Origin of the sequence: Flavobacterium sp. F52 (assembly GCF_000278705.1) — a bacterium.
GTDB classification, from domain to species: Bacteria; Bacteroidota; Bacteroidia; order Flavobacteriales; family Flavobacteriaceae; genus Flavobacterium; species Flavobacterium anhuiense.
Window position 1 is genome coordinate 98,966 of record NZ_AKZQ01000038.1, and the last position, 12,967, is coordinate 111,932.

The following is a 12,967-nucleotide window of genomic DNA, read 5'->3' on the forward strand; positions in this document are numbered from 1 at the left end:
AAACTTACGTTATTACCTTATATTAATTCTTAAATTTGTTATTAAAGAAAATTATTTAAATATGGAAAACCCAAAGAACAACAATTCAAGTCTAAAGGCGGTAATCGCAGTTTTAGCAGTCCTACTGATCGGTAGTTTAGTGTATATTTTTAAATTATCTTCTGATACAGAAGTAGTTAAAACGGAGCTTACAACAACTTTGACAGAAAAAGAATCTGTAATGAAAGATTTACAGGAGTTAAAAGCGACTTATGATGCTGCAATTGCTGAAAATACTTCGATGTCTGACGAATTAATCCAAGAAAGAGACAAAGTAGTGGCTTTAATGGATGATTTGAACAAGTCTAAAGGAGATGTTTCTAAATACAGATCTCAAGTTCAAGCAATGCAAAGCAAAATGAAAACTTTAGTTGCTGAAAACGATGAGTTAAAAAAACAAAATGGTGTTTTAACTACTCAAAGAGATAGTACTATTGTAGTTTTAGGAGAATCTAAAAAATATAATGAAGTATTAGTGGGTCAAAACGAAGAACTAGCTAAAACTGTTGAAAAAGGTTCTAAATTATCTGTATTGAATACTAAAACTTCAGCTTACAAATTGAAAAGCTCAGGTAAACAAATTGAAACAGATAAAGCAAGCCGTGCTGACGTTTTAAAAGTTAGTTTTACAATTGCTGAAAACCAAATTGCTAAATCTGGTGACAAAACGTATTATGTTCAAGTTATCGATGCTAAAAACAATGTTTTAGGCGAGAAAAAGACAGAAAGTTTTGGAGATAACTCATTAACTTACAGCTTTAAGACTACAGTAAAGTATGAAAATAAAACTGTACAAGTTAGTGAAGATCTTCCAGGAAAAGATTTTGCAAAAGGAACTTATTTTATCAATATTTTTGATAATGATGAGTTAGTTTCTAAAACTAGTTTCAGTTTAAGATAATTTTGCCGAAGGGAATAAAATACCACTAAGATATTAAAGGTCTGTGATTTTCACAGACCTTTTTTTATGTATGAAATTTGAATTTTATTGTTGTTTGAAAAACGATACGTTATCCGTTGTTGAAACCACTGGCAATATTTAAATCGTTGAAATGATTATTCTAAAATTTTTCCTTCTACAAAAACAGATTCAATAAGATTGCTTCCAAAAGCGTAAGGAATTTGGTAGTAAGAGGAAATTGGTTTTGTCAGGATTAAATTGGCTTTTTTGCCTTTTGTAATACTTCCGTGAGTTTCAGAGAGTCCCATGGCATATGCGCCGTTTATGGTTGCGGCATTGATGGCTTCTTCTGGCGTCATTTTCATTTTGATGCAGGCCGTTGCTACAACAAAATTCATATTTCCTGATGGAGTAGAGCCAGGATTAAAATCTGTAGCCAATGCTAAAGGCAAGCCCGCTTTAATCATTTCGCGTGCTGGCGTATATGGAATGCTTAAAAAGTAAGAACACGAAGGCAAAGCTACAGGCATTGTTTCTGTTCCTTTTAAAGCTTCAATATCTTCTGGATTCATAATTTCTAAATGATCGACAGAAAGTGCATTAAATTTAACTCCAGCCTGAATTCCGCCAATAGAGTTGAATTGGTTTACGTGGATTTTTGGTTTTAAGCCAAAGGCCAAACCTGCTTCCATAATTTTTTCGGTTTCTTCTACTGAGAAATAACCGCTTTCGCAGAAAACATCTACATAATCTGCTAATTTATTTTTAGAGATTTCGGGAAGCATCTCGTTTATAATTTCGTCCAAATAACCTGCTTTATCATCTTTGTAATGTAAAGGAAATGCATGTGCGCCTAGAAATGTAGCTTTTATGGCAATAGGATAGTTTTCGGCCAGTTTTTTAATTACTCGAAGCATTTTTAATTCTCCATCAACCGTCAAACCATAACCTGATTTAATTTCGACGGCTCCAGTTCCTAAATGCATTACTTCTTTTAAACGAATTTTAGACTGTTCATAAATCTCTTCTTCGGAAGTTTCGTTTAGTTTTTTAGCTGAATTTAAAATTCCGCCGCCGCGATTGGCGATTTCTTCATAAGAAAGTCCATTAATGCGATCTACAAATTCCTGCTCACGATTTCCTGCATAAACAATATGAGTATGGCTGTCACACCAAGATGGGAGCACAACTCTTCCTATTGCATCTATTGTTTTGTCGGCATTTATTTTTGGAAGATTATCCATTGAGCCGAAATCTTTAATGAGATTGTCTTTTAAGACTAAAAAAGCATTTTTAATTGTTGGAAGATTAGCCATTTCAGAACCTGAAACTTTAGCAATAGAAGTTTCGCGAACCTGAAGTAACTCTTGTATGTTTGTAATTAAAGTGATCATTAATATGAATTGTTATAAAACACAAATTTCACAAATTTTCACGGATTAATGTGTGAAAACTTGTGAAATTCGTAAAATTGTTTTTTCTCTAAAGATTATTCTGAAACTGTTATTTCGAATATTTTATCCCAATATTTACCAGTAACAAAAATGGTTTTAGTAGTAGGGTTGTAGGCTATACCGTTTAGAACCTCAGCATTTTTGCTTTTTACAAATTTACGTAGTCCAGATAAATTGATAATTCCTTCAACTGCACCAGATTTTGGGTCTACAACAGCAATGGCGTCTTTTTGCCAAACATTAGCATAAAATTTTCCATTGATCAATTCTAGTTCATTTAATGCTTTAATTTTTGAACTGCCAGAATAAACATTAATGTAATCAATTAGTTTTTGATTAGAAGGATCCATTTTCCAGATTTTCTCTGTTCCATCAGAATGATAAATGTATTGGTTATCATGTGTCATTCCCCAACCTTCAATATCTTTATCGTATTTGAATGTTTTTTCCAGTTTAAAATTTTTAGCATCATAAATAAACCCGGTTTTTTCCTGCCATGAAAGCTGATATAATTTCCCATTGAAGAAAGTAATTCCTTCTCCAAAATATTCTTTCGGAAGATCAACTTGTTTGATTACTTTTCCGTTTTTATAATCTACCTCTCTGAAGTATGAATCTTCTTTTTGTCCTGTACTTTCAAAAAGTCTTCCGTCATGAAATTCTAAACCTTCAGTAAAAGCTGTTGTATCATGTGGAAAAGTGTTTACAATTTTATAGTTTAATAATTTAGGTTCGATGTCAGATACAACTTCAATTCTTTTAGTAGCATCAGAAGAATCTCCTCCAAAATAAACAGTAGCTTTTAGGTATTGGTAGCCTAATTTTTGATCTTTTAATTCAAATTTAAATTTTTCGGCACCTTTTGTACCTCCCACTCTTTTATCGTTTATAAAGTAAGCAATGCTGTCGATTTCTTTCGAATTTGGGTTTAAAACTCCGATTGAAAGTGATTCTTTTTGCGTAAAATGGGCCGGAAAAGCAGAATCATCGATATTAAATAAAGAATTTTCACCTTTATTTTTTTCTTTACATCCAATTAATGTGATTCCTAATAAAATGACAGCTAGGAAGTTATATTTTTTCATAGTTTAAAATTTCAATATGCCAATATACGACGTTATTTTTATAGCAACAAAGGTCTTGCAAAAATATAAAAAGGTTGTATATTTGCACCGGCAAGTCCTACACGACCAGCTCCTGCAGACTCCCCCAGGATGGGAACATAGCAAGGGTACGTGGTTGAGCGGTGCGATGTAGGTCGCTTGCCATTTTTTTTTTAGAATTTAATTAGTTTGTAATCTTCCTTTCAGGAGGATTTTTTTATTTTTGACCCAATCTGAAGTTAGATGCTATTGGTTAAAAGTGAAATATTGAGCATTTTATGTAATGTTCAAAATATTACCATTCTCCAAAACTCATAACTCAAAATTCATAACTTATAACTAAATAAATGAGCAAAGTCGTTTTAATTACCGGAGGATCATCAGGAATTGGAAAATCTATTGGTGAATTTTTACATCAGAAAGGTTTCGTTGTTTACGGAACGAGCAGAAATCCTGAGAAAGTTCTCAATTCTATTTTTCCTTTGGTGGCTTTAGATGTTCGAAATGCGGATTCTATTAAAAATGCTGTAAGCAGAATTATTGAAACTTCTGGAAGATTGGATATTGTAATTAATAATGCTGGAGTTGGAATTACTGGGCCATTAGAAGAAATTCCTACGGAAGAAATTCGAAATAATTTTGAAACAAACTTTTTCGGACCAATCGAAGTGATGAAAGCTGCGCTTCCACAGATGCGTAAACAGAATTCTGGACTTATAATCAATATTACATCAATTGCTGGTTATATGGGACTTCCTTACAGAAGTGTTTATTCAGCTTCAAAAGGAGCTTTAGAATTAATTACTGAAGCTTTAAGAATGGAAGTAAAATCTTTTGGAATTGAGATTACCAATGTTGCTCCTGGAGATTTTGCTACAAATATTGCAGCAGGCCGTTATCATGCGCCAGTTATAAAAGATTCTGCTTACGAAAAGGTTTATGGAGAAGTTCTAGCAACAATGAATGATCATGTTGATGCGGGAAGTAATCCAAATGAAATGGCAGAAGCGGTATACAAAATCATTCAGACCAAAAAACCGAATGTACACTATAAAGTTGGTGCATTTATGCAAAAGTTTTCGATTGTGTTAAAACGTGCTCTTCCGGATAAAGTGTATGAGAAAATGTTAATGAATCATTACAAGTTATAAATCGGAATTAATTGCCTGTTTTTAGATTTAAATCACAAATTGATTTGATTTTTGAAATTGTTATTGGCATTGATTTCGTAATTTTGCAGCTGCGTTTGCGTGAGGGATAGAAGTAAACTACCGAAGTAGTACGGATAGCCCGACCAGATTTGAAAAAGGCGCTTGTAAGCGGTTTGATTGGTGCGCCTTTTGCAAATCTGGTCACGCGCAAAATATATCAACACAATTTAAATAATATAAATTATGAAATTTTTTATTGACACGGCTAATTTAGCTCAAATTAAAGAAGCACAAGCATTGGGTGTTTTAGATGGTGTAACTACTAACCCGTCTTTGATGGCGAAAGAAGGAATCACTGGGAAAAACAATATTCTTAAGCATTACGTTGACATCTGTAATCTTGTTGAAGGTGATGTAAGTGCTGAAGTTAATGCTCTTGATTTTGAAGGTATGATTAAGGAAGGTGAGGAGCTGGCTGAATTACATGAGCAGATTGTTGTAAAACTTCCTATGACTAAGGAAGGTGTTATGGCAGCAAAATATTTTTCTGATAAAGGAATTAAAACTAACGTAACTCTTGTTTTCTCTGTAGGACAAGCAATCTTAGCGGCTAAAGCTGGAGCTACTTATGTTTCTCCATTTGTTGGACGTTTGGATGATATTTCTACTGATGGTTTGAACTTGATTCAAGAGATTAGAGAGGTTTATGATAACTACGGTTACGAAACTCAAATTTTAGCAGCTTCAGTGCGTCACACAATGCATATTGTTAACTGTGCTAAAATTGGTGCTGATGTTATGACTGGACCACTTTCTGCAATTTACGGTTTATTGAAACATCCATTGACAGATATCGGTTTAGCTCAATTCGTAGCTGATTTTGAAAAAGGGAACAAGTAATTCTCAGATACTTATAAAATAAAAATCGTCTTTTTTCTAACGAGAAGAGGCGATTTTTTTTACTTTTATATTGAATCTTAAATAGTTAAATATGAAAGTTATCTTATTTATGTTGTCATTTTTTGCAGCGAGTTTTTCGATAAACGCCCAAGCCGCTAAAGTTATTACTTCGGTGAATGAAGCGGGAGATGTTGCTACTTACGAGCTGGATTGTTCGGTTAAATTTCAAACTCTTGCCAAAGGTCTTCGGTATAATATTACTAGGCATGAATTTAAAGGCCCAGAATTAAAGAATACTTATCGCCTTTTATTAGTTATGGACGGATTTTATTCAAAAACGCTAAACAGTGAAATGACAATCTCGGCAGTTTTAAGCGATGGCACAAAAATAGAAGCTAGAAAAACGATAGAAGATGATGGTTTCTTTGATGGAGCTTGCACCTTAAAAATAAAAGATCCGAAAGCGCTTTTAAATGCTGATATTGATAAGATAATCGTCCATGCGGACAAAGATGTCGTTTATCCTTTATCGGCTCAGAATAAAGCTATTTTTAAGAAGAATTTGAGTAATATCATTAATGCGAAGTAAAAGAGGCTAAGTTTCTGAGATGCTGAGATTCTAAGTTTTTTCTTTTTTGGAAGTAAAAAAAATCCAAATTCCTATTAGTAAAATTGGAATTTGGATTTTTTATATATTGGAATTTTTTAATTTTTAGTGTCCTCCTCCAGCGCTTTCAATATGGCTGATTCCTTGTTTTTTCAAGATTTTAGGGCAATAGAAACCATAGAATCCTAAATAAGCAAAACCGATAAGTGGTACGATGTATGAGAAATGTGTATATGTGATTCCAAAAATTCCGTTTGGATTTGTAGCGTCTAAATCACAGATGCTTCCTTGTAATAATGGAATTACTCCACCACCAAGAATCATCATAATTAAGAAAGAAGATGCTTTTCCTGTGTTTTTTCCTAATCCTGCAATCGCTAAATCGAAGATTGAAGGCCACATGATAGATAAGAACAATCCTCCAGAAATAAAGAAGAATTTTGCGATTTCTGGATCTGGCCAAGCCAATCCTAAAACCATCATCGTTAATCCCGAAATTCCGAAAAGCATTAATGTTTTTCCAGCGTTTTTACCACCAACAAAACTTACAGCAATAAATAGTAAAATCCAGATTGGATAGATGTAGAATGAAGAAACATCGTGAGCAGCAAAGATATTTGCCCCGATAATTACTCCAAATGCAGCAGCAGGCACAATAAATTTAAGAGCTGTATTTACCAAGTTAGAAGTATTGAAAACATTTACTCCACCATTCCAACGGCCGATCATTAAACTACCCCAGTAAAGCGCAATAAATGGTGCAACGGCATCTTCTAGAACGTTTCCGAATTCGTGTGTGTGCAATAAAGCAGGCAAGTTACTGATGATAGTTACCTCAGTTCCAACATAAATAAAAATCCCTAACATCCCCAAGTATAATTGCGGATAGTCAAGAATGTTAAAACTGCTGTGTTTGTCTTTGATGATTGCTTCTTCCTCTTTTACAGGATCTTCAATTTTAGAAAAGTTCATAAATACCGCAACAGCAATAAATGCAAGACCTAAAATGATGAATGGCAATTTAATATCTTCTAATGAAAGCGCTGTTTTTTTGTTGTCTCCCATTCCGAATAAAGCGATACCTAACAAGATAGCTCCGATTGTTGTTCCAAAAGAGTTGATTCCTCCTGCAAGCGTTAAACGGTGCGCTCCTGTCTCAGGACTTCCCATTTTAATGGCTAAAGGGTTTGCTACAATCTGCTGAATTGAAAATCCTAATCCTACTGTAAATAAAGCTGTTAAGAAGAAAGGGAAACTTTGAATTGTAGCCGCTGGAACGAATAAAAACGAACCTACGGCAGATAAAACTAAACCTGCGGATAGTGTTCTTTTGTACCCGTATTTTTGTAAAACGTCTACTTTTAAAGAAACGATAAAGAATATGATTGATCCAACAAAATAAGCAGCATAGAAAGCCCAAGCTACTAATTGAGATTGTACTTGCGATAACGTAAATACTTTTTTGAATACTGGAATCAGGATGTCATTGGCTGAACCAACAAAACCCCAAAAGAAGAAGACAATTATCAAAGAGATAAATTGCCCCCATTTGGTTTGCACATTTTCTGAACTCATAATAATAAGGTTAATTTTTTATTTTATTGTTTTTTGAAGACCGTAAATATATTTGTTAGGATTATCAAAAAAAAATAAAAAGGTATAAATAATGTTAAATTTAAACCAACGACTGTGTTTTTTCAACAAAGTGTTAATTTTAACCCACTTAGAAAATGTAATTCGTAATTATATTTTATTCCAATATCTTGTTTTTAACCTCTTTACTGTAGTTTCTGCCTATTGGAATGTTGTAAGATTGAATTTGAACGCGGTTTCCTTCTATAGATTTTACCTTATTTAGAGCAATTACATAAGATTTATGTATTCTAAGGAAGCGATCTTGAGGTAATTCTTCTGAGAGCGATGTAAGAGATTTATGTGTAATATAAGTTTTGTCTGGCGTGACAACTTTTATATATTCTTTCATTCCTTCAACAAATAGAATTTCTTCAATATTAATCTTCATCATTTTTTTATCGACTTTGATAAAAATATGAGAATCGCCTTTTGCGGTTTCGACCTTAATATTGTTTTTTAGATTGTATTCGGTGGTTATTTTATTGATGCATTTTATAAATCTTGGCAGCGGAATCGGCTTGACCAAATAATCTAGAACATCCAAATCATAACTTTCGGCAGCAAATTCTCTAAAAGCAGTGGTAATGATAACTTTAGTTTTATTTTCGATGAGGCTGATAAGTTCAAAACCAGTCATCATGGGCATGTTAATATCTAAAAAGACAGCATCGACAGTAGTGCTATTAATAAAATCGAGCGCTTCCAGTGAGTTAGTGAATGTTGCTATAACTTCAAAGTCTGTAAAATTGGTAAAATAATTTTCCAGGACTTTAATAGCTAAAGGCTCATCATCAATTAACACGCATTTAATCTTCATTCTGAGTAGGTATTTGTAATCGGATTATGTAGAAATTTAGTTTAGTGCTATGCTTCAGGCTAAAATTGTTTTTGTAAATCAGTTTCAGTCTCTTTTTTGTATTAACTAAACCAATTCCTCTTTTTGGATTATGATTTTGTGAAAGTACAAAATTATTTAAGATTTCAAAATCGAGCGTTTTGTTTTCGATGACTCTGCAATTGATTTTTATTTTTAAGTTTTTGTTGTTTAGACCGCCATGCTTGAATGCATTTTCTACCAATGAAATAAAAATTAGAGGAGGTACAACTACGTCATCTATGTTTGATTCTAAATTTATGGTCACTTCAACATTTTCAAAGCGAAGCTTTTCTATTTCGATATAATTCTGGATATAATCGATTTCCTTTATTAACGGAACGAATTTAGTTCCCTTTACATCATATAAAACATATTCCATCAAATTGGAAAGTTTTATGATTACATCAGGAACTTTTTTGGATGATTCTAATGATAATGCGTATAAGTTGTTTAATGTATTAAAGAAAAAATGTGGCTGAATTTGATTTTCGAGGTATTTAAGTTTAATCTTAAATTGGTTTTCTCTAAGCGATCTGTTTCTTTCTCTTTCTCGTAACCATGTCAGCGTCAGATAAACTGATGATGCCATTGCTAGTACATACAACTCTCCAATGCAAACGGCAACGATATGATTAATTTCAAAAGGATGATATTCTCGATTTGCTTCTGGCCAGATGTTTTCAGATATAATGTAGTAAGTAAGCGCAGTTTTAGCCAAATAAATTCCAAATAGACTCAGAAGCAATAAAAATGTATACATAATATATTTTTGCTTCAATACATACTTCGGAACCAAAACAAATAAATTCAGATATACTAAAGGTATAACCAGAGAAAATTCGATTAAGTTTGATTTGAATGCATAAGGATAATCATTAAAGTAAGCGCCCCATCTTAAAAAGTTTAAAGTAAAGTATACTCCCCAAAACCAGATATGATTTTGCAGTTTAATATCAAATTTAACTTTTCGAATTTCTTTCAACTGGCTTTAAGTTCTTTACGGTTTTTTTGGTTTTTCTTAACAATATTGAAATATTGTGCAACTTTAAACAATTAACTGCAAAGAGCCAATTTTTTTGAATAAAATTTCGCAAAAAAAGGATATTGGTGCTTAATTTTTGTATTAGAACGTTTTCGTAAAGCGTATTATTGAATGATTTATGTCGTTCGTTTAAATTTTATTGCTGTTGGTTTAATTTATTTTTTTTAACAATGCCTTAAGAATAATTTTACTTCATAACTAACAAAATAAAAATAAACATGAAAAAAATTTTCTTAATCTTTATGATTGTTTTTACGGCGCAAGTTTCGCTTGCACAAGTAAAAAGTGTCAAAGGTGTGATTACAGATTCTGACGGTATGCCATTACCTGGAGCTTCTGTTGCTGTACAAGGAGGTCAAAAGGGAACAACTACCGATTTTGACGGATTGTATACTATTGAAGTTCAAAAAGGTCAGAGCTTAGTATTTACTTATGTAGGACTAGAAACTCAGACGATAGTTGTAGGAGATGCTGCTACAATTAATGTTAAAATGTTAACGGCTGCCTCTAATGCTTTAAGCGAAGTGGTGGTTACTTCTTTAGGTATTAAAAAGACAAGAAAATCTTTAACTTATGCTGCTCAAGAACTTAAAGGAGATGAGTTAGTACGTGTAAAAGATGCCAACGTTATCAATACAATTGCAGGTAAGATTGCCGGTGTTGCTGTAACTAAGAGTGCTGGTGGAACAGGGGGATCTACTAAAGTTGTAATTCGTGGAAATTCTTCTGTTTCCAATAGCCAGCCTTTGTATGTAATTGATGGTATTCCTATGTTGAATTCAGGTTCTGGCCAGCCAAACGATACATTTGGTAGTTTAGCAGGAGGTAACCGTGATGGAGGAGATGTAATTTCTTTGGTAAATCCTGATGATTATGAAGGAATGACAGTTCTTAAAGGTGCAGCAGCTTCTGTATTATATGGTAGCCAAGGTGCAAATGGTGTAATTTTATTATCATCTAAAAAAGCAAAAACAGGAAAAGCAAATATTACTCTTTCATCTGTAACAACTTTTGAAACAGCTGCTTATCTTCCTAAATTCCAAACAGATTATCTTGCTGCTGACGGTGCTGATGAGTCTTGGGGAGCAAAAGGACAATCTAAAGATCATGTAAAAGACTTTTTTACTACAGGAACAACACAAATTACTTCTTTAGGATATTCAATAGGTTCTGAAAATTCTTCTACAGCATTTTCTTATGCAAATACTTCTGCAAGCGGTATTATTCCTGGAAATAATTTGAAGAAAAACAACTTTGGTATTCGTCAAACTGCTAAGTTCTTTGATGATAAACTTGTATTTGCTGCAAATGCAAACTATACAAGTCAAAATATTGCAAACAAGCCAGTTAATGGATTTTATTTTAACCCACTTACAGGTGTTTATTTGATGCCAAGAGGAAATGATTTTAATTACTATAAAGATAATTATGAGCAGTTTGATCCATCAAGAAATTTAATGGCTCAAAATTGGATGACTAATAGAGATATTATGCAAAATCCATACTGGTCAATCAACAGAAACAAATCTGAAGATAAAAATGATTTCTTCAACGGAGCTTTGTCTTTAACGTATAAAGCAACTAATTGGTTATCTATTGCTTCTAGATATAGCTATAATAGAGTTACAAGTTTATTCGATAAGAGAATATTTGCTACTACACAAGGAACATTATCTCATGCTAATGGGCGATATATTAGCGAAAATGCGCTAAGCACCCAACGTTATGCTGATTTGATTGCAACGATCAATACAAAAATCGGATCTGATTTTAGTTTCAATGCAAACATTGGGACAAGCGTAACGAATACTTTAACGAATCAAAAAACAATATTAGATTCTGGTATTGGGGGAGGATTGAAATATGCTAACTGGTTTACTTTGCATAATTTCAATAATAATGATGGGAACTACCAAACAATCGATTCAAGAAGAGAAGTGCAATCTATATTTGCCGCTACTACATTTGGTTACAAAGAGATGTTATTCTTAGACCTTACAGGAAGAAATGACTGGTCATCTACTTTAGTAAATACAGGTACATCAAGCTATTTTTATCCATCTGTAGGTTTAACTGCTATCATCAGCGAGATGGCAACTTTACCTGAATGGATTAATTATGGTAAAGTTCGTGGAACTTATGCTCAAGTTGGTAATGATATCTATCCTTTCATTTCTACTCCAACAAATTACTATCCTAACGGAAGTGGATCAAAATACAATCCTTTAGTTGCACCAAAACCAGGAACTACATTAAAACCAGAGCTTAAATCAGAGTTTGAGTTTGGTACAGAATGGAGAATGTTTAATAATAGATTAGGTTTTGAAGTATCTTACTACAATTCAGAAACTAAAAACCAATATTTACAAGTTGTTGCTCCAGTTGGAAATAGTGCAGGCGCTGATTTTTATGGAATAAATGCTGGAAGTATAGAAAATAAAGGTTTTGAGGTTGTATTAAATGCAGGAATTATTAGAGGAGATAAATTCACTTGGGATTCGACTATTAACTTCTCACAAAACAAGAATAAAGTAAAAGAAATTCCTGAAGAATTAGGAGGAAAAGTAAATTTAACAGATCCTGGAGTTAACGGTTATAAATATACTTTGACAGAGGGAAGACCTTATGGTGTTATCGAAGGTTACAAAATGTTGAAAGATGATCAAGGAAGAATTTTATTGAATAGCGATGGAAAAATTCAAAAAACTGAATTTGTTGAATTAGGAAATTCAAATCCTGATTTTATGTTAGGTTTTTCTAACTCTTTCAAATTGGGATCTTTCTTCGCAAATGTTTTAATTGATGGACGTTTTGGAGGAGAAGTAATGAGTTTAACTCAAGCGCAAAATGATGCGTTTGGTGTTTCTAAAGCTACAGGTGATGCAAGAAATGCAGGCGGTGTTAAAATAAATGCAGTAATGCCTGATGGTACACCAGTAACAACTATGGATGCTCAGTCTTACTACACAACCGTTGGGGGAAGAGCAGGAGTTACAGGAGAATATATTTACGATGCAACAAATGTAAGTTTAAGAGAGATTTCTATTGGTTACAATTTTAATCCTAAAACACTACCATTTATTCAAACAGCGAGTATTTCATTTATAGCTAGAAACTTATTCTTTATTTATAAAGATGCTCCTTTCGATCCAAATATTGCATTAAGTACAGGTCAAGGTTTACAAGGGGTAGATATTTATGGTTTGCCTTCTACCAGAAGTATTGGTCTTAATTTAAATGTAACATTCTAATTCTAAA

The 12,967-nt window shown here is 32.9% G+C and carries 10 protein-coding genes and 1 other RNA gene; 6 read left to right on the forward strand and 5 right to left on the reverse strand.

Annotated features, from left to right (window positions below; genetic code table 11):
- Positions 1–61: 61 nt before the first annotated feature.
- A complete protein-coding gene (locus FF52_RS21140) occupies positions 62–940 on the forward strand; it encodes a hypothetical protein (RefSeq protein ID WP_008468844.1) in 879 nt (292 codons plus the stop codon).
- 155 nt (positions 941–1,095) lie between these two features.
- On the opposite strand, the gene hutI is transcribed toward FF52_RS21140, so the two are convergent.
- Together hutI and FF52_RS21150 are read right to left on the reverse strand one after the other, a co-directional pair.
- On the reverse strand, positions 1,096–2,334 hold the full coding sequence (hutI, locus tag FF52_RS21145; RefSeq protein WP_008468845.1) for an imidazolonepropionase: 1,239 nt from the start codon (positions 2,332–2,334) through the stop codon (positions 1,096–1,098).
- Between the two features lie 95 nt (positions 2,335–2,429).
- Positions 2,430–3,479, reverse strand: a complete 1,050-nt coding sequence (locus FF52_RS21150; RefSeq protein ID WP_008468846.1) for a glutaminyl-peptide cyclotransferase — start codon at positions 3,477–3,479, stop codon at positions 2,430–2,432.
- A gap of 88 nt (positions 3,480–3,567) precedes the next feature.
- Between FF52_RS21150 and ffs the strand changes: the two genes are divergently transcribed.
- The 4 genes from ffs to FF52_RS21165 all read left to right on the forward strand — a co-directional run bounded on the left by ffs (position 3,568) and on the right by FF52_RS21165 (position 6,137).
- Positions 3,568–3,665: signal recognition particle sRNA small type (gene ffs / locus FF52_RS23475), an RNA gene on the forward strand.
- Between the two features lie 179 nt (positions 3,666–3,844).
- A complete protein-coding gene (locus tag FF52_RS21155) occupies positions 3,845–4,648 on the forward strand; it encodes an SDR family oxidoreductase (RefSeq protein ID WP_008468847.1) in 804 nt (267 codons plus the stop codon).
- Between the two features lie 243 nt (positions 4,649–4,891).
- Positions 4,892–5,548, forward strand: a complete 657-nt coding sequence (gene fsa / locus FF52_RS21160; RefSeq protein WP_008468848.1) for a fructose-6-phosphate aldolase — start codon at positions 4,892–4,894, stop codon at positions 5,546–5,548.
- Between the two features lie 91 nt (positions 5,549–5,639).
- Complete coding sequence (locus tag FF52_RS21165) at positions 5,640–6,137, forward strand: hypothetical protein (protein WP_008468849.1); 498 nt, start codon at positions 5,640–5,642, stop codon at positions 6,135–6,137.
- A gap of 123 nt (positions 6,138–6,260) precedes the next feature.
- On the opposite strand, the gene FF52_RS21170 is transcribed toward FF52_RS21165, so the two are convergent.
- The 3 genes from FF52_RS21170 to FF52_RS21180 all read right to left on the reverse strand — a co-directional run bounded on the left by FF52_RS21170 (position 6,261) and on the right by FF52_RS21180 (position 9,649).
- Complete coding sequence (locus FF52_RS21170; protein WP_008468850.1) at positions 6,261–7,730, reverse strand: MFS transporter; 1,470 nt, start codon at positions 7,728–7,730, stop codon at positions 6,261–6,263.
- Positions 7,731–7,905: 175 nt separating this feature from the next.
- Entirely contained in the window at positions 7,906–8,607 is a 702-nt protein-coding gene (locus tag FF52_RS21175) for a LytR/AlgR family response regulator transcription factor (protein WP_008468851.1), read from the reverse strand.
- Positions 8,597–9,649 (reverse strand): sensor histidine kinase, encoded by a 1,053-nt coding sequence (locus FF52_RS21180; protein WP_008468852.1) that lies wholly within the window; start codon positions 9,647–9,649, stop codon positions 8,597–8,599. Before FF52_RS21180 ends, FF52_RS21175 begins: the two co-directional genes overlap by 11 nt.
- A gap of 278 nt (positions 9,650–9,927) precedes the next feature.
- On the opposite strand from FF52_RS21180, the gene FF52_RS21185 reads away from it, so the two are divergent.
- Complete coding sequence (locus FF52_RS21185) at positions 9,928–12,960, forward strand: SusC/RagA family TonB-linked outer membrane protein (RefSeq protein ID WP_008468853.1); 3,033 nt, start codon at positions 9,928–9,930, stop codon at positions 12,958–12,960.
- Positions 12,961–12,967: the final 7 nt, after the last annotated feature.